We start from the raw sequence: 21730 nt of genomic DNA on the forward strand, positions 1-21730 counted from the left end.
CCCAGTATTACCTGTTATGGTTAGTACTACTTCATAAGAACCAGGTTCAACAAATACAAATTGAGGATTCTCTAAATTGGAGGTGTTACCATCACCAAAATCCCATAAATAACTTACTGCGTTCAATGAAGCATCACCGGTGAAATCTACGGTTAAAGGCGCTACACCACCTGATACATCAGTACTTGCGCTTGCTATTGGCGCATTGGCAACCGAGCTTACATTAATCATCAAGGTAGCAACATCCAACTGCCCGAGTCCATCGGTAACCGTTAGGCTCGCCTCGTAGGTGCCTGGAGAAGTATACGTATGTGTTGCGTCAGCATCACTGGATATGGGACTATTATCTCCAAAATTCCACTCATACAGTACAATTCCATTGTCATCGGTTGAGTTGCTTCCTGTAAACTGAACAAACAAGGCTGCAGCTCCATTTGTTGGTGTAGCTTCTGCCACTGCCACTGGCGGTTGATCAGCCCCGGTAACAGTTACATTGACTGTGGCGGTTGCCGTTAAACCACTCTCATCTTCCACAACGTAGTCAAAAGAATCCGAACCTATAAAGTCAAAATTAGGGGTATAGGTTACGCCGTTAGTACCAATATCCAATATGGCCTCCCCATTTAATGGGTTTCCAACCGAAACAATGTTCAATTCCTCTCCATTAGGTTCAGAATCATTGGCCAATAAATCAACCAATTGAATCGCAACATTCTGTTGGGTCGTTGCGGTATCATCCGTGGCAACCGGTGGCTCATTAATGGTAATGGTCAAAGACGTTGATGCCGTTAAACCGTTTGAATCAGTCCCAACAATATCAAAGGTATAATCACCTTGGGTTTCTATGGTGGGGATTCCAGATATGGTTCCTGCAATTGCATCGAATTGTGCCCAAGCTGGCAATGCTCCTCCTTGATACGAAACCGTATACTCAAGTGTATTACCCGCATAACCTCTATCGAAGACACTCAAAACCTCGCTGGAGAAACTTTCTCCAATTGCTACAAAAAGGTTATCAAGAGGTGTTGCGGTAGGAACCGCTTCTGGTCGAATATTAATGAAATAGAATGTATTGTCATTCCAGTCACAGTTGGCAGAACCAGCACCACAACCACCTCCAATGAAATCTTGTAGAACTATATATTCGTTAGGTAACACATTACCCTTATAATCAATTACTTTGTAAACCCTTAGCCCTAATAAGTCCGGTCTGTTTCCGTTGATATTATTGCCCCCAGAATTCAAATAGTTTACGACTGCAATTCTAAAAGGTTCTGAAATAGTGGTTGCCGTATCGAAATTAATATTGCTTCCGGCCCTTGGCAAAAGAGTTTGAAACCAAGTAGGATCATGACTAAAGTCCATTCCAGCTACGGTTCCCGTACCATTTACCTCAACTAGTCTGGCCCCGTTAGACCCTGGACCGTGTAATGCTGAAATTTGCATCCCAATAACCGGTTGATTTGGATCTGCCTGTACAAAAGCATCTGCCAAAATCATATCGCCCTCATACCCTGCGTTGATATTATCCTCATCAGGAAAATTAGAACTAGGCCTGAAGGTGATGTTATTAGGTGGGTCAATTGTTCCCTCATCGTTCACGATACTCAACATACTGGACTGAAAACCAAAAGCATCAAAAACCTCTTGTGCCGTTATCTCACTGTTACCTTGACTTTGAGGTGAATAAGCCCCATGCAGTACTGCCGTGTTTTCAACAGCATTATCCGCATTGGAAACTATTTCTATACTTTCCGTGAAGGTCCGCGTACCTCCTGTTGCGGTTTGGAAGGTAAGCACTACATCAACAAACGAACCTGCCGCAATTGTTAGCGGTAAGGTAGTAGTAGTTCCCAAATCGTCAACCAATTCGAATGTATACGCATTGGTATTTGAAATGTTTATTTCTGACACCGACAAATCTGTCGTTCCAGGATTGTTCAAACGCATCACATTCACGTCATGGACGTCTTCTGAAGGTAAATTGGTTCCTATGCGATGGAAGGTAAAATAATCTTCTGCTGGAAATCCTCGGTCAGTACCTGGGATTTTGGTCATGTTCTCTATGGCCAATAAGGCTCCTGTTGCGGCTTCAATAGTGAAATTAAATGTCTCACTGCTAGAATTTCCGTTTCCATCCTCTGCGGATACTTCCAAAATATGAACACCCAAATCCGTAACTATTATTGGGTTGGTATAGTCAACTAAAGCAGCACCATCCAAAACAAATTGCAAGGAGGTTATACCGCTTCCGTTTTGGTCGGCCGCTGCAAGTTCTATGGCAACTGGTCCCCTAAACGTATTTGGTGCACTCTCATTACCATCAAAACTCGCAGTGATTACAGGTGAAACCAAATTTTGATCAAATGGGGCCAACCGAATATAATTGGGTTTGGCATTCTCACCACCCTCTCCGAGAGACAATCGCAATTTTCCGTCAGTTACGACAACCAACTCTGTATTTTCAAAGCTAACAGGACCATTGACGGTATTCTCTTGGTCATAATCAATAACAGTAACACCATTAACGTCCAATACGTGGTGACTATCCGAAAAGTCAGGGTCACCAACACTAATATTTGCATAATAGGTTCCATTGGGTACTTCAATCAACCAATCTCGTGTTGGATTGGAGGCCGGTGTTCTATGTCCTATGATGTTAAAGGTGGTCAGAAGCGCATCTCCTCCCCTATTTCGGGCACTTGCAGAAGCGTCTGCAGGGGTTTCCGTACCTGGTAATACCCAACCAAATGTAATCTCTCCCTGGCTCGTTGTTTGAAGCCCATATGCGGCACCAATGTCATCTACATATCCGTCAGGAGAAACTGCAATATCATCTGGGTCTTGGAAATTAAATTGATAGATATAAACAACTTCGTTGGTAATTGTCAAATTTACTGTGACAATAGCATCCGCGTAATTTGGAGCGGAAGCTGTTATTGTGGCCGTATAATTACCAATACCCAAACCTTGTGCATCAATACCAACTGCCAGTGGTGCGCCTAATTCCACACTTGGCAACGTCAGCCAATCCTCTGAAGCAACCAAAGTGACCTCTTGGGATGTGATACCACCTGTACCGGTCAAGACAATATTTTGGGTTGAAACATTTTCTTGATTGATGGCTACCGTAAAGTCCAGTTGCTCTGGATTGACGCTCAATGTCAATATACCATCCTCAAAAGGTGTAACGCCGGTAAGAACAAACATATAGTCTTGATAATCACCGTTAGTGGCATCCTCAAAAGTCACCAAATAACTATTTTCAATAACATTTCCATCCCTGTCTTTGTTGGGATATATTCTTGTTCTATGGGCAACTCCACCAGTGTTGATGGCGTCTTGGGTATAATTAATTCTATTAAAGGCATTTGAGTCCGTGTACAGACCAAAAACCGCTCCCTGAGGGTCAAAGGAATTTGTACCAGAAATAAGTGGCGGGAATAGGGTTTGAGCGTTGTCAATCCCATTGGCCAGCACCCCTATCTCATTGAGCGTAATATCGCCCGCATTATTCACAAACCATCCAAAGGGTAGCTCCTCGGCAGGTGAATATCTGCCGACCGGGCTAATTTCAACCGGTTGATTGCCAGCCTTCACCCAAAATTCTACTTCTACCTCATCACCTATTGGTTGGGGGTCAGTACCTATGGCCAAATTGGTCCATCCAACATCAATACCAATACCTAAGGCATCAACCACATCTTGTAATGGCGGCTCTTGCCCTCCTTCAAATCCTGCCTTTTTCAAAGCATGAAGACCTACGGTAAATATTGGGTTTTCTACATCATCACTAGAAACTTCAAGAACGGCTTCTTGATAACCTAAATCCGCACTGTTCAAATCAGGAGCGTAGGTAACAGTATACTCTAAACTTTCCCCAGGATTAATAGTTTGTGCCCCACCAGGGCTTACCGAATTGAATTGGCTCGCGAAAGCTCCGGATATGGTAGCATCTGTTATATTCAGAACTTCGTTACCCAAGTTTTCTATGGCCACAGTTTGCACATCCGTGTTCTCACCTTCGTTGTTGACCGTTATCTCAAAAATCAATTCTTCGGGATTAGCAGCAATCTCGGGGCCTGTAGTTGCAGGAACTGCTGCTCTTAACAAGGTCAATCTAGGGGTTCCCCCTCCTACACGATCGTATTCTGAGATATACATATTTCCTGTTAAGGGATCCTCAACTACGTCCAATGGATCATCAAAACCACTTAATCCAGGAATACTATTATAAGCATCTTGAATATCACCGTCCAATTTAGGGTCCAGACCTAAAAGATCATCCTGTCCACTGAATCGTGTGACGAACAACAAGCCTTGAAGTTTTCCGTCAAAAGCATCACTTTTATACTCGATAACTCCATTTGGTGACTTATTGAATGCAAAATCATATGCTGGGGAACGGTAATTTGGATCTGGGCCGAGATTATCGGGATATTTGGCTACATCGGTATCCGTGCCCACTTGGCCCGGTATTCCACTGTAAGGGACACCCCCATGGTTCAATACAAATTCACCACGATATGGATTTGGATGACCATGATATGAACCTCCCTGGGATTTGAATAACCAGTCCTTTTGGGTTTCACCGCCGTTTAAGGCAGGAATATCACCTCCAATATCGGCCAGCGTCCTTCCATCTATTCTTCTGGCAATCTCACCTGTTGCACTTAAGTAATCCGAAGTGGCAGGCGAATTAGGGGAAGTACTGTTGTTGCCTGCGGTACCGTTGGTGGGAATGTATAACCAACCATTGGAATGCCAGGTAAGGTCATAAGCGTTTCTTACCCCAGTGGCAAAAATAGTAACAGGTGCGTTGGTGGCATATGGATTATAGGTGCCATCTCCCATTGTTAAACTAGCGGTTGATGCACTATTGATTACATCAATGTTATCCGTAGTAAAAACACTTAATGGAGTAATACCGGTTAACTTATCAAGCTCAACTTTTAAAATCGCAGCAGCCAGCAAGCGTTCCGGCCTAAAGCCCCAAGCACCGTCTGGTTCACCACCTGCCGAATTACTTCCTTGCGTAATGTACATATCACCCTGTGGGTCAAATGCAAGGCTATTGGTTAAGTGGTCCTTGGTAGACCTTGGTAAATGAATCACCAAATCTTCCACAGTACTCAAATCAGGCCCACTTAGTTTGGTCAAAACGCCATCCCATTCAGGGCCATTGGTAACGGAGGCCGCACTATGGGTGATATAAGCGACCAAGTTATCGGCGGTTGAATTAGGGTCAAAATCAAAACCAATGATTAAACGATCGTTGTTTGTTCTAGGTCCGGTAACTGGATGTGGCGCTCCATTTAATTCAGGAGAAAGAATCTCTAGATTGCTTAAAGTACCATCCGCGGCCATATCCCATCGGTAAATTTGTCCGTCCGACTGAAAATCACCTATGGTGCTCGCATAAAGTTTGCCATCTGGACCGATAGTCAGGCTTGAAAATCTTTGATTTTCAGTTCCTGGACCCAGTAAGGCATCTCCAAACACTTGAATGAATTCAACCCCTGTCAAATCCCTTGCCGGCACAGAGGTATCATCCAACTCCCCAGTAGTGAAGGTGGATTCAAACGGAATAAAGTTCAGTCGGTCATTGATATCGCCAATTAGATTTGCTTCTATATTTCCTGATAACCGGAAGATATAGGTGGTAAATTCTTTTAAATCGGCAATTGGAGTTAAGGTAATGGCATCGCCTCCTCCCGTATCGTTTGCATTGGAGGGTACGAGTATTTCACCATTTGCGGTAACCTCAAAAAGACTGATGTTCCCTGCAATCGTGTTCTCATCCAACTCATAACCTGCGGGAACCACGAGCTCCACATTGATCTGTAGCTCTTCCAATGCCACATCTACCGCATTATTGGCCGGAGTTACATTGGTAAAGAAAGGTTGGTTATTTACTGAGCCTAGGGTAACCTCCAAAGCGTTTATTTTCGTATTAAAACCACCGTTTGCATCAATGGTCAACCTACCATCAGAAACGGTTACCGTGGCAGTACCAGAGGTAAACCGTGTAGCTGATCCTTCTGGACCAGTGGGTACATATGAATCAATAATATTGGTTCCTTCCACATTAATGGTATGGCTTGGTGTATTATTTTCGCCATCAATTTCTGGATCACCTACCCCAACGGATACATTGTATGTACCGTTAGGCACCTCAAGCTCCCAAATTCCCTCTGTGTTGACACCATTGGTACCACTGCCATTATTGACATCGCCATACTGCATATGAACAAGGGTATTTTGCAGAATGTCGATTCCGGCAACACCTCTGTTTCTTGCATTTTGAGAAAGGTCTAAGGACGTTTGCCCGTCAACGGTCAACCAACCATAGTTCAGTCCATTTTCCCTAAGACCATATCCCAAACCAGAATCAACTTCGTATCCAACTGGTGGAACATCACCTGGTAATGAAAAATTAATGTTTACGGGATTAAAAGCGACCATATTGTCGGATTGTATGGCAAAATCCTCAAAGGTGTATTCAACCAAAGTACCTACGTCTTCACGTCTTTTGGTTGCAAAGATTCCTGCAAAGCTTAAATCCAAGTAATTACTATTGCCATTGATATATGCTGCGGGCAAATCCAAAGAGCCCAGTTCAACCTCGGTGCCTCCATCCAGGGCATAAAATCCTGTCAGCAAATCATTATCCAAATCCACAAACAACCTTAGACTTACCACACTATTATTCAATCCGTTGACTACTTGTTTAATGTTATCTGTATTGTTTGCCGATACAGCATTTACTTCTGAACGAATTTCTACCTCCCCATTTTGGACTGCAACTAACTTTACGAAGTTATCCTCATCCAAACCAAACCAGATACCAGCTTGTTCGGAATTATTATCACCATCTGTGTACGGATTCACTATGGTAGTTGAAATACTAAAATTGCCATAAGATGAAGCGTCAATTCCTACACCCAAGGTGTTTATTTGAGAATTAGTTTCAGTACTTGTACCGGGTTCTACAAAAGCAATTCCTTTATTGGCTGTAACAATCAAATTTCCATTTGAAAACGCCAATTGATCCGGTTCAAAACCAGGAACATCCGGATTGGAAATTGTACCATCTTCGGGAATTCTTTGGGAAGGATTATCTACCATTGTGAAACCCGTATTGGCCAAACCTCCCTCTGTACCATCAAATGTCAAATTAAATGGAAGGGCAACTTCTATTTCATTACATTCCAACGTACTAATTGGAAAGCAGCCAGCGATGGGATCTACCGCCGCAGGTCTTATATTTCTGGCGACTACAACGATGTCTTGATAATCAAAGCCCGAAATATGTTCTTCCGTAGCGATAATGTAAGCATCGTCTTCACCTGGAAGGTCGTATACACGTATATGATGGGGTATAGCATCTGCAAAAGTGTTCAATACATCTTGGCTAAAGAGTTGTCTATTGTTAAAGAAAGGCCACTCACTATAAAAACCAAACTCTTGAATACCTGGATCAAACTCCAAAACGCCGTTTGTAGGCGCATTTAAGGTTTGACCATTGGAAGCAGGAGAGTTATCAACCGTGAAAAGTTCTGTCAAGGTATTGTTATCTCCTGCGGGGTACCATCCAAAGGCAACTATTGGATTATTAGCGGTAGGTCCATAAACACTTAAAACCTCCAAAGTAATCGGTGCCTCTATTGCCCTTACAAAAGTCTGTGCATCAATCTCATCCCCTATCAAGTCATTATAGGTAGAACCATTTGGCAAGTCAATTAGGTTAGTCGTGGCATCGGTATCTCCCACATTTACCACACCAGAACCTAAGTGAGTGTCCAAAATCCATTGTAGTGAGGGTTCATTGGAACCTCCAAGGCCTTCTTTACCCAATCCATTTAAGTCAATTATAATGGTATCAGCATTTGTACCTGAGATTTCCAATTGGGCGAACTTTGGCCCAACACTACTGGGATCAAAACTAACTACAAATGAATCTGAGTTTTGGGGTGCGATTACACTAGGTAGACCGATCACTTCAAAATCCCCGCTATCCGGACCTGTTATCTGAATCTGTATGTTCTCAAGGTCTGCATTTCCTAAATTTGAGATGACAATAGACTCTTGATAGGTTTCACTTCCACTGGCCACGGCATCACCAACAATATTATCAGTACTTGCCACAATAACTGGTGATGGCGCAGCAGCATTTCTTGGTTTTAAAAGAACGATTTGGTCCCTACCAAAATCTGATACGTAGATGTTTCCGTTGGTGGTATCCTCTATTAAATCCAATGGATCTGCAAATCCTCCAAACCCAGGGATTCCCTCCTTAAAAGTACCAATATCACCATTAGGTCCATCAGGGACCAAAGCGATGATATCACTACTGCCACTGTATCTTACCACTAAAAGGGCTCCCTGAAGGTTACCATTCTCGGCATCACTCTTATATTCTATCACACCATTGGGTGATTTATTAAATTCAAAATCATAGGCCGCCCCTCTATAATTGATATCGGGAACCACTCCATTGTAGGCTGAATTTGATACGTCTGCATCCCCCCTATTCATGACAAACTCACCCCTAAACGGATTTGGATGTCCGTAATATCCAATGCTGGAATTGGGATCCACCCTGAATAGCCAATCCCTTTGGGTATTATTTCCATTGGATGCAGGAACTATAGGATAATTGCCGCTAACATCATCATGGTCGTAAACCGTACCATCTGGCCTTGGCATATCATCAATCGATGCTGGTGTGTTACTACCGCCGGCAGTACCATTGGTTGGGACGTATAGCTGACCATTGGAATGCCAAGCCAAATCGTATGCATTTCGTATACCCGTAGCATAAAGTGTCAAAGGCGCATCTACATAATATGGATTATATAGATTATCCAGCAATGGAGAATTAACATCCACATTCTTTATGGCATCTATATTTTGGGTCGTTCTCACATTCAGCGGTAATGTGGCCGGTAATTTTGAAAGGTCTAATTTTAAAGTAGCAGCTGAAAGCATACGCTCTGGTCTGTTGCCCCAAGACCCATCGGGTGCTCCTCCCGCACTATTACTACCTTGGTTGAAATAGAGCGCATTAGGTTCTCCGGGTCTAAATGCAATACTATTGGTTAAATGATCTCGTATAGAACGGGGTAAATCAGTTACCAAAACCTCTTCTGTTTGAAGATTTGCACCTGATATTCTTGAGATCTTTCCATCCCATTCGGGAGCACCGGACAACCCGCCCGACTGATGGGAAACATATGCGACCAAATTGTTGGCCGTGGCTGATGGATCAAATACCAATCCGATAGCAGCTCTGGAAGCATAGGCACTTTTCCAAGCACTCAAGACTTCTTCGTTTACCAAGGTACCATCTGCGGCAATATCATATCGATTGATATCACCATCAATTTTAAGCGCATACAATTTGTTGTCCGGTCCAATGGTTAAGGTGGTATACTTACCCGCAGAACCAACGACCCCGTCATTATCAAATGCTACATTGTCCAGGTCAGTATTTCCACCCGTGTTCCCAGATCCGGTACTAAAGGTCGATTCAAAAACTTCGAAAGGTTCTCCACTAAGGTCGGTGACCCCATCGATTCTAAAAATATATGTTGTATTGGATTCCAACGGTAAATTCGGATTCAGGTTAATGGCATCGCCACCCCCGGTTCCATTTACAGTTGAGGCAATAGGATTTTGTTCGCCTACCTTGAACAATTGAACTGTTGAGGTGTTAATGGTGGAATTGTCCACCCCAAACACCAAAACACCATCATTATTTGGCGCCCCATTGGGCAAGAAAAGATCATTTGCCGAAATATTGGTGTTTACCGAGATTCCTGTGGAACCATCATTAGGTATTACCCCAACCACCCGTGGGGATTGAGGTTGCCCATCTGTTGCAACGATTGTCGCATAGTTAATCTTGGTATTCGTACCACCACTGGCATCGAGAGTCAATCTACCATCATTTACCACCACAGTGGCAGCGCCCGTTGTAAATTGGGTTGGAGCACCACCAGTCCCGGAAGGGATAAAACCATCAACTAGGTTTACTCCTTCCGCATTTATCGTATGCTCGGAATCAATACTGGTAGCATCACCTACGCCAACGGTAACAAGGTATGTGCCATTAGGAATCGTAATTTCCCAAACACCTTCAGTTGCATTGCCAAGTGTACCTCCAGTATCACCATATTGCATGTGCATTAAGGTTTTCTGAAGAATATCCACGTTTACATCCCTATTTCTACCATTACTTGTCAAATCAAGAGGTGTAGTTCCATCCGTTTCTAACCATCCATAGCTAAAACCGTTGTTGCGATTTCCAAAAGCATCACCTGAATCTTGCAAATAATCTGCTGGTGGTACAGTTGCCGGGTCAGAAAAGTTGATGTTTGCGGCAAAATCGTTGGACTCTGGGGTAACCGTAAGGTTAATGGTGATTTCCGCATTATCATAGCCTAAATCTGGAATGTCTTGTGCAAATACAATTTCGCTATAATCTCCTGGTGGTAACTCAGAAGCGTCAATATTAAAGGTCACCTGCCCTGTGGTACTGCTGGTAGGGGTCAACACCCAAGACTGCGCAGACTCCAAGGAATAATCAATCAGAAGATTGGCATTTTCAGGAGTAGCAGTAAGTATTGCTGTCTGACCGGGAACGTTTCCATTTTCTTCAACAGTAAAATTGAGTTCAGGGACATCAAAAGTCAAAGTGGGTTGCACAGTCTCCTCGGTGATTGCGAAATCATCAAAACTAGCCGTAAACTGGGTTCCATTTCTATGTGTGGCATAGATTCCGGCAAAAGTTACATTGTCTTGCCCGCCTAAAGGGTCAATATCCCTTCCTGCAAAATAATCAGCAGGAATTGGCAAACTACCTAGAAGTGTTCTTGTACCCGTACCAATGGTATAAAATGCTTCTGCCTGCAATGTTAACGGATCAATCCGCAACTCCAAGACAACGTCGTTTCCAGAAGCTCCAAGTGCTTCTTGTACTTGACCTCCTTGCACTGGATCACCATCTGTTGAGAAACCATTTACCTCGGTTCGTAGTTCTATATTGTTATTGTTGACGTTTAGTTTTACAAAATTATCCTCATCATAACCAAACCAAATACCTCCTTGCGCAGAACCACCGCCGGTAACAATATTGAGTAATGTTGTTTGTATGGTAATGGGTTGGGTTACGTTTTCCAATCCAACACCTAGGGTATTAACTTGATTGTTGTTATTTGCGCTCTCCGGAGGATTTCTGAATGCAATACCTGCTTGGGAAAGGATTTGTAGTTGACCATTGGTTAATGTTAACAAAGAGGGTTCATAACCGTTGACATCAGCGTTTGAAATTGGTAAGTCACCTGCCCTTCTGGCTTCGGAGTGTTCCAATGCAACTGTGAAACCGGTTCCTAGACCTCCAGATTCAAGCAGGGTTCCATCTACTTCTGACGAAAAATCAAAATTGACCGGAAGACTAACCACAATAGCTTCACAATCAAGTATACTTAAAGGGTTACAGGGGACGATTTCGTTGACATCAGTTACATCAATCGTTATTTCGGCTGTTTCAGACAACTCACCGTCACTTACCGATACGGTAAGAGTATATTGGGAGGCAGTCTCAAAATCAAGTAACTGTAACGTACTCAATTCGCCAGTAGTGTCACCAATGACGAATACCCCATCTTCGTTACCATTGGTAATCACGTATGTAAGCGCTTCATCATCAGTAGCCAGAACGGTACCGACCAAAGTTCCGATTGCTACATCCTCAGAAACGTTAAATGTCTGAGCGGCCACAACCGGTGGCGAATTTTGCGGTGCCGCTTCTGTTACCGTCACCGTCCAAACTTGCTGGGTAGTACCGTCCTCAGCCGTTACCGTATAATCAAAAGGCGAACTAAAGTCCTGTGGTGTTCCCGATAGCGGAGATACCGTAGCTCCCGCCGAAAGCACTATTGTGGGCGATAGTGTGGTAAGCTCCGTTCCGTTTTCCACCTCTATCGAAACCGTATGTGCAGCAGTGTCTATCGTCGCCGCACCCGTCTCATCCGTTAACGTAAAGGACACAATATCGGTCTCCACATTCAGCGCAGGTGCTGGTAATACCTCAATAGCCATTATGATGGCGTTGTTTACGACACTCGTAAAATCGATGTTTAGCTCTCCATCCGTTACCGCAACAGCAATCGTTTCTATATAGGGCGTCTTCTCGCCTGCGACTGCAAAAAGATCCAAATCGTCAATGACCAAAACATCTTCCATGGTTACGTCAAAAATCCTTGCGCCAGTAGCCGTCTGGAGGTTCTCCACCATATGAAGTGCTACCTGATAGTTGCCATTAGCAATAGGAAACGCATAACCAAAGTCAGACTGATTATCCGCAAAACGCCTAGGATGGTATAAATCACCATTACCACCTACCACTCCGTAATCAGAGATGCCGATATCCGAGGTGCCCACGAGGTAAGAGGTGTCCTCCGCTGTGAAAAGGTCGCCATTGAGCGAGTAGTCCGCACCGCCAACGTTGATACGGTAAGGGGCGGTAATCTCCACCAGTTGTGCCTCCGTAACTGTTAGGTCTGCGTTCAATACTGCAGGTTCAAAGCCCTTTGCTGTGGCGATGATACTATTGCTACGGGTATCTCCATCACCGAGCGACGAAGTATCCATGAAAAAATCAACTGGGCCCAGCGCTGCCGGTGGTAACGTTACCCAATCGTTGGTGCCCGTCTCATCCGTATTATCGTCTATCGTCAGTGAAATATTAGTTGCGCCAGGGCCAGAAAGGTCGCTTGTGAACGTTCCGGTAGCTCCCTCTGCCAGAGTATCACTAATGGTTGCTGGATTAAATACCAATGTTCCGTTTACAGGTAAAGCAGTACTCTCTACCACCTCTATATGGGTAATCTTGGAATTGAAACCTCCAAGGCCTGTCATGGTCAACAGTCCGTCTGTTACTTCCACCACCATAGTCTCCACCACGGTCTGACCAGGAGTTGGAACAAAGGCGGGTATGATGGTATAGCCCTCTAAGGTGGCACTATGCCTACTATCCACACTGGTACTTTTATCACCCAAACCTAGAGTGATTTCATAAACTCCATTGGGAACCTCTAGCTCCCAGATAACTTCATTACCTCGGGGCTGACCCACCCAACTACCGATGTTATCGCCTTGAAAATGTACCAAAGTACCTTCCAATTTTTCTTGTAGGGTCGCTGCTGAATAATTTTCTGCTATCCTATTTCTGCCCGCTCCGGCAAATGCACCGGCACCATTAGTTGGATCGTCATTTGAAATATCAATCGGAGTGCTGCCATCAGATGCTAACTTCCATCCGTAGTTGTAGTTGTTTGTGCCTACGGTAAGAACGGAATTGCCAAATTCCTTTCCATAATCCGCTACATAACCCGTTGGGGGTGTTGTTGCAGAAGGATTGTTCTGGAAATTGATGTTGGCCACAAAGGGAAAGGTCTCCACCACATCGGTAACCGTAATGGCAATATCCTGCTGGGCGGTCAACGACCCTGAATCGGTCACGGTAACCTGTATATTATAGGTGTTGTCGGAATTATCATCGCCAGGCGTTTCAAAGTCGGGGGCGGACAGAAAGCTTACCTCGCCAGTGGATGTGTCGATATCAAAGAGCGCTGCATCGTTTCCGCCACTCAATGTAAAAGTGAGGGCCAAACTAGCTGGGTCATCTTCAACATCAGTGGCATCTACATCAATAGCCAATGTCTGGTTCTCCTGGGCATCGACAGAGGCAAGACTGTTGATCACAGGTGTCTCATTGGCCTTACCATCATTGATAACACCGGGAGTTCCCAAATCACCTATTCCAAAGGCTGCTATTGCCGTAGACCAATTAGCACCGTCGTTATTATCATCAGTTGGATTGTTCAAGGCCATGGACGCTCCGGTCGGATTTGGAAAATTTATACCTCCATCATATTCTACCCTGTCTATTTCGTTACCGTCTGCATCAAAAAGAATAATTTCATCGGCCCCGTTTGCAAGTGCATAACCACTGTACGCATAGTCAACTAGTTTACCGCCATTGCTGTTGACCTCGGCATTGTTGCCAAGGACCAAATAGCCTCCAGTAGGTATTACCAAAGGGGAACCGTTAGCTATGACGTGGGAATTGGTGCCGTTATCTTGAAGCGTCCAACCCTCAATATTCACATCGGTGGAACCTGCGTTGTACAGTTCTAACCACTCCCCCTCAGTATCATCAACAGCATCAGGATTTTGCATGATTTCGTTGATAACAATTTGCGGGAGGGCTGGTGCCGCTGCTGTGACCGTTACTGTCCAATCCTGTTCGTCACCGTTCTCCGCAGTTACCGTGTACACAACGGAATTGGTAAAATCTTGTGCAGTTCCAGAACTCGGAACTATCGTAGCATTACCTGAGATTGTAATCGTAGGGGTCAGCGCTGTTAAGACAGTGCCATTGGTAACCTCAGCAACTATTTCATGGGCCGTGGCATCAATGGTAGCCGTGCCAGTCTCATCATCCAAATTAAAAGTTAGAATATCATTTTCTGATGATCGGGGATCGGTTGCCTGAGCTATAGTGGCATAGTTGATTTTTGTACGAAATGCATCTTCATTATCGGCATCAATTGTCAATTTACCATCCAAAACCTCAACGATGACCGTATTGGATTGAAAACGTCCAGAATCTCCTGCCGGCAAATTGGGATCAACCACAAATAGTGGAATAGCAGTTTCTCCTTCAACATTGATAAAGTGCTTAGGAGAATCATCCGGATTGTTATCTGTTGCAGGGTCACCCACACTAACGGTAACTTCGTACCAACCATTCGGGAGTTCAATTTCCCAGACCCCTTCGTTGCTTCTTCCTCCAGACCAAGAAGAAATGTCGTTCCCTTGAACGTGTACCAATGTATTGAGCAAGAGATCTACCCCGGCTTCTCCACGATTTCGTCCAGTACCATTACTTGGAACACTAAGGTTCACAGGAAGCCCATCGGACAATTTTATCCATCCATAGGTAAGGCCTCCTTCATTAACCCCGTAAGGAAGACCAAAGTCTTTAACATATCCCGTTGGGGGGGTTGTATTGGCATCTTGAAAATTGATTTGATACGGGAATGTGGCGACAAACGGCGCTTCAACGGTTATTTCTTGGGTCGTTGTATCGGTCAGTCCACCATCGTCTGTCACTGTCAAGGAGATGGTGTATGTGCCGCCGGTAGTGTATTGATGGGAGGTCGTTTGGCCAGTTGCCGTGTTGCCATCACCAAAATTCCAAGAATAGGAAGCAATAGTGCCATCATCTTGGGAATCGGAGGCATCTAAATCCACCGTCAAATCAGAAATAGATGATGTAAAACTTGCGTTAGGCTCGCTATTCACTAATTCTGTCACTACCTGAGAATAGTCCGTACTAAGCCGGATAGGACCGATATTGCCCGTATTACCGATACTTGTGGAACCGATAAAAATACGTGCTAATTTTGGTGTACCCGTTATACTTTGTGAGGTAGTTGCCTCAATCCAATTGTTATCGCCCTCGCTTAGGGTAGGACTTAGTGTATATTCATAAGTTACGGATCCTGAACCATCCCAAACACCTTTGACCACAAATTGTAGCAATTGGTCAGCATATACATCTTGCTCACCGGCATTGGAGCTTGGACCGCCCAGTCCAAGTCTCGCCTTAATGCTTCCGCCATAGTTTCCTATGATTTGTCTCACCCATGCCTCACCTTCTGCATTTCCGTCCACACGGACAGCAACCCTAACACGATTGGTGTTTGAGCTGCCCAATTCGGAAAATTTAAAGTAAGTGCCGTAATAAAAAGGCACTCCGGCAGACAATTCCACAGGATTATTGATAAGGGTTAGATAATCGACAGTGGTATCAACATTCTCAATCCTTACCGAATTTATAGATCCGGGAGTCAGTGCCGTGGCGACCACGGGAACATCTGGTTTTAAGCCCTCGGGAGCCCATGCCCCGCTTGAAACAACACTTAAATCGCCGATTGGATAGTCAAAATTTTCTACAAAGGAAAAACCACTAGGTGCAGAGACGTTTACCGTTCGGGCAACCTGGGTTGCTGGATTCCCAGCAATATCTGAAACATCATAGGTTACAGTGTACGTAGCAATGGTGTTGGTATCGACCACATCACCCCCTACCACAATATTTGCCGTGATGTCACCGTCTAGGTCATCTTCAGCGGTGGCCCCGGGATCGTTATAGGAATCGCCTTGGATCAATTCCAATGGATTGTCTCCCAATAAAGTAATTATAGGTGAAGTAATATCCCCTTCTACCTCATCGGTCACCGTAATGGCTATGTCCTGAAGGGCGGTCAGTAACCCAGAATCGGTCACTGTTACCTGTACATTATAGGTATTGTCTGTATTGTCATCACCCGGCGTTTCAAAATCGGGAGCGGACAAAAAGGTCAGAACACCTGTTCCCGCATCTAATGAAAAAAGTGTGTCATCCACGCCACCACTAAGGGCAAAGGACAGTCCCGAACCTTCTGAATCATTGTCATCATTGGCCTCCACATCGATTACCGCAGTTTGGTTCTCGGGAACGCTCACCGTAGCCGCGCTGGTAATCGAAGGGGCTAGGTTTACGGGCGCTGGCAACACCTCAATGGCCATCACTATGGCATTGTCAACAACACTTTCAAAATCGATGTTCAACTCGCCATCGGTTACCGTAACATCAATCGTCTCTATATATGGGGTCTTTTCACCAGCTACAGCGAACAGGTCGAGGTCATCTATCACCAGTGAACCTTCTATATTGACATCAAAAACCCTAAGTCCGGTACCTAGGAGAAAATTCTCCACCATGTGGACCGCAACCTGGTAGTCACCATTGGCTATAGGAAAGGCATATCCAAAGTCTGCGCCACTGTCAGCAAACCTCCTGGGAATATATAGGTCACCGTTGCCGCCGACAACCGGATAAAAATTGGTACTTGTACTCGAGGAACCAACTAAGTATGAGGTATCCTCAGCTATGAAAAGGTCCCCGTTCAATGTATAGTCCCCACCCGCAACATTGATGCGGTAGGGGGCCGTAACTGTTGCAGGAGGCGTTGGCACATCTTCCATTACGGAAAAACTATCATAGGAAATATTCAAAGAGCCAGCTGTCGCCCTTCTAGTGCTGGTCATAATCCCCGCGAAACTCAAAGAATCGGTTGTAACGTTATTGTCATGGTCTGTGCCTTGTAAGAACGTTGAAGGAATCGCTAATGCGTTGGTTCCATTGACTACCTGTACCTCGGGAGCACCGTCTAAGGAATAAAAACCGGTAACGGTATTGGTGTTTGGGTCTACGGAAATTCTAAGGGAGATATTATTAATACCAGTTATGGAAACATTATCCACATTTATCTCGGCTATCGTTAACGTTTGTCCATTGCCACCTAGACCATTGGCTGATTGTTCCACAGCCAACTGCACTCGCTTGTCCCCATTTCTATTAACAAGAACCAGTTTGGCAAAATTGTTTTCGTTCAATCCAAACCAAATCCCGGCCTGTTGTGAACCATTAACCGGGGTGGTGGTAGAAAAATCTGGTGTCGCAAATGTAGCTTCTATATCAATCACGTTGGAAGATGCAATAAAACCAACACCTAGGGCATTCATTTGTGAATTGGTCTCTGTACTATTTGGCGAACCTGTAGTTTGTCTAAAATTGATACCCTTTGTTGCCTCTACATTCAATAGCCCACCTGAAATACTAAGATTGTCGGCTATTAAGCCTGGCACATCATCGTCGTTTATTGCCTCGTCAGCTGCCAAAGGCGAGGTCGGCGGGTCGACCATCGTAAATCCCGTTGCAAGAATGCCCCCTTCGGTTCCGTCAAAAGTCAGGTTTACGGGTAAAGTGACATCAACCTGATTACAAGGTAATGTGCTAATTGGCGTACAATCTTGACCAAAGGTGACAAAAGATGTCAAAACCAAAACTGAGATGTAGATGAACTGCTTCATGTTTAATAAAGAATTAGGTGATGTTGGAAATTTTCTTTTTTGCGCAGGGACATAACCGTCAAACCATATAGTATGGGAAGGCGAAAGTGAAAGTCTATTTTTCGTTGAAAGCTGTAAACGGGATGTTGGTAGAAGGTAATTTTTTCGCATAAGTAAACTTCTGGTTATGTTAAACAACCAAGCATATCGTATGCGTTACATGTAAAGAATGGGGTGCTAGTATCACCAACCGTTCACAGGGGGGGGGTATGTTCAAATGAAGTGATGGGTAAATGTAACTTAGCAGCAGTTGATACTAGGCTAGAAATTTCTGATTTTCGATAAAATACCTATTTAATCGTTTACCGTGAATTTTTGTCCAACTACTCGGATAAACACCTTAAACAGCAAATGGTATGCTTCTAATGCAATCCCATTTTCAAATAATTTTTCTGTTTGTAACTTATTTAATCCCCTATTCATCGCTTTAATAATTTCCATATTTTTGGATATCCCCCTTTTTTAATGCCTTACCGAAAAAAAAATGAGACGAAACCAATCCTTCTTATCCCTTGTGCTATTAGCCTGCAGTTTAACTGGCTCCTCTTTTAGTCAGGAAATTACTTCCTTGGTCCTTATCGATGCTAAACGTGATATTGAATTAAACCCACTAAATGAGAAAAACACGGTTGATTTAGAAGAATTAAACTCTGATGAGATAAGCATATCTGCCAAGATATTGGGGAAAATAGGGAGTGTTGCTTTTTTTGTAAATAACGATCTGATACAAGTTGAAAATAATCCTCCTTATGCCCTTGTTGGAAATAAAGGTGATGACTTCTACTCTTGGAAACCTAATTTAGAAACCTATAACATAACCGTTCAAATTTTTAGCGGAAGAAGTGGGAAAGGATTACTTCTGGATACCCATTCCATAGAAATAGTCTTTACCAAGAGCCTAACACAGCCCAAAATCAACTCTTTAATACTTGTGGATGCCGAAAGTGATCAGGACATTGCTCCCATTGCTGAAGGTGCAATTTTTAATCTTAACCGTCTGAATACTTCAAAACTGAATATCAGGGCCGAAGTGTCGCCAAATACAGAAAGTGTGCAATTTGGATATCAAGATAATCCCATTTATCATTTAGAAAATCTCCCTGTTTATGCCATCGGGGGAAATTCAGGAGATGATTATCGAGACTGGCCATTTGAACTTGGAGAAAATTTGGTTTCCGCACAGGCTTTTTCCGAAAATAAAGCAGGTGGGGAGCCAGGAGCTAAATTCGAGGTAAACTTTTCAATTATCGACGAACCAGAAACACCAAATTTACCGGTAGTACTTAGACTAAACAGTGGAGGACAAAAAGTAACCATTGATGGGATTACGTTTGAAGAAGATGATTACCATCAAGGGGATGGAAAATCCTACTCAAATCCAAACATTGAGGAAATTAATGGGACAGACTTAGATGAAGTCTATAAAAGCGAGCGAAGCACCACATCAAATCTCGGCTCTTTTGGGTACGAAATACCCGTGACAAACGGGACTTATCTGGTGAGGCTTCATTTCTCAGAGATTTACTGGGGGGCCACTTCCGGTGGGTCTGGTGGTAACGGTAAACGTATTTTTGATGTTACCTTGGAAGATAGAGCGGTTCTCCAAAACTTTGATATGAATGCTGAGACCTTGCCAATGACCGCAATAGTGAAAGAGTTCGAAACTTCCGTGGTTGACAATGAACTCAATATTTTTTTCCAGGCAACCGTAAACCAACCAAAAATAGCAGCCATTGAAATTTTTGGAAATGGAAACATACTGCAAGAAAAAAGCTGTGGCTTGACGAACCTGGCCAATTCTGAATTTTCGAAAGTTGAATCCCATAGTGTTAAAATTGATGGTAAACTATACGTTTTGGCGGGTTTTCTCAGTGGATTAAAAGTAACGCCCGCCACAGAAATATATGACCCACAAACAAATCGTTGGTCTTCCGGAGCACCTATGCCCTTGGCGGTGACCCATATGGGCGCGGTAGGGGTTGGAGATGAGATTTGGATTATTTCCGGTTTTGCGGGTAATCACCCGGGTGTGGCCACGGACAGGGTTCAAATTTATAACACCAAAGATGATTTTTGGTATGAAGGACCGCCTATTCCAGAGCCTAGGGGTTCTGGAGCAGCAGTTTTCAACGAAGGTAAAATCCATTTTTTTGGGGGTTTGTTGCCCAACCGTTTCACAGACGTTGGAGACCATTATGTATTGGATGTCAATGACCTTGAAGCTGGTTGGCAAAATGCGGCTCCATTGCCCAACCCAAGAAATCATTTAAGCGCAGCATCTGTCAATGGTTTAATCTATGCAATCGGCGGCCAATATGGTCACGACAGAGGGGTTTCTGACCAGAACCTTTTACATGAATATGACCCAATATCCGATACTTGGACCAGAAAAGCGGACTTACCCACCGCGCGATCTCACTTTGAACCTGGCACTATGGTCCACAATGAAAAAATAATCATTGTAGGTGGCCGAAAGGGTAATACTTTTTTTAGTGAAGTTACAGAATACGATCCTGCCAAGGATAGTTGGACAGAAAAATGTGAACTTCCCACAAAATTACTTGCACCGGCAGCGAAAGTATTTGGTGATAAATTGATAGTTGCCAATGGTGGGGAAAACGGAACATGTTGCCCAAAAAACACAACCATTGCAATGACCATAGAGCCAGAAACAAAGGGAATGCCAGACCTAAATATCCTGGTTTATCATGAAACCAACGGTTTTCGTCACGGCTCCATTGAAGCCGGCATAGCGATGATAGAAGGTTTCGCGGATGAATTTAATTGGAACATAACCGTTTCTGACCAGAGCTCCCATTTTAATCCGGAGTTCCTGAATACCATCAATACAGTAATTTGGTTAAACACATCAGGAAACAACCTCTTAACTACATCCGAACAAATTGCTTTTGAAAATTATATCCAACGCGGTGGTGGATTTATAGGTATACATGCTGCTACGGACACCTATAGAGATGGTTCTTGGCCATGGTACAACGATTTGGTAGGTGGGATTGTCCAGACCGCACCAAACCATACGCCTAATAATACAAATAACACCTTACAAATAGTCAATAACCATGTAACCGTTAATCATCTTGGTACAACTTGGGAAAAACTAGATGAATATTATTATTGGGATTTAAACGGAGGATATTTATCCCCTGATAATATTGTACTGATTAAAACAGAAGCTACTGGAGCCAACTCCTACGATAGGTCAAGACCCATAACCTGGTACAAACTTTTTGATGGCGGAAAGTCTTTTTATACTGCACTGGGTCATAATGCATCGGATTATGAAACCGATGAAAATTTTAAAAAAATGATTCTTGAAGCAATTTTCTGGACCGGAAATCATGATTTTTCTAATTTGGATGAAACTCCCCTCCAGTCCTCACTTCTTGCAGAGAGTATAAAAGTTTATCCTATCCCGGCCAATGATAACGTTTTTATCTATTCAGAATATTTCAACCCAGATAATCCGGCAAGTTATAAATTGTATACTATGGAAGGAAAACTAGTCCAACACGGTCAACTGATTGGGGAGAATACTAAAGTCAATTTAGCAGGAATGTTGGATGGTTATTTGCTTTTGTTAATATCTAATAAGGATGTCACCCTCACAAAATTGATTATCGTGAGGTAAGCTTGCATAAACCTGTAATGCATCAACCGTTGAGTAAAACTTGATGATATC

3 protein-coding genes are annotated in these 21730 nt (G+C 43.7%); 1 reads left to right on the forward strand and 2 read right to left on the reverse strand.

What is annotated here, in order from left to right:
• The coding region (locus I595_RS15610) for a PKD domain-containing protein (protein ID WP_172675964.1) at nt 1-17991 on the reverse strand (17991 nt) is incomplete at its 3' end.
• A 333-nt stretch (nt 17992-18324) separates the two neighbouring features.
• On the reverse strand, nt 18325-18471 hold the full coding sequence (locus I595_RS17465; RefSeq protein WP_157449782.1) for a hypothetical protein: 147 nt from the start codon (nt 18469-18471) through the stop codon (nt 18325-18327).
• Nucleotides 18472-18514: 43 nt separating this feature from the next.
• Between I595_RS17465 and I595_RS15615 the strand changes: the two genes are divergently transcribed.
• On the forward strand, nt 18515-21679 hold the full coding sequence (locus I595_RS15615) for a ThuA domain-containing protein (protein WP_054560389.1): 3165 nt from the start codon (nt 18515-18517) through the stop codon (nt 21677-21679).
• The last annotated feature ends 51 nt before the right edge of the window (nt 21680-21730 follow it).

The sequence above is a fragment of the Croceitalea dokdonensis DOKDO 023 genome (genome assembly GCF_001306415.1).
Taxonomy (GTDB): Bacteria; Bacteroidota; Bacteroidia; order Flavobacteriales; family Flavobacteriaceae; genus Croceitalea; species Croceitalea dokdonensis.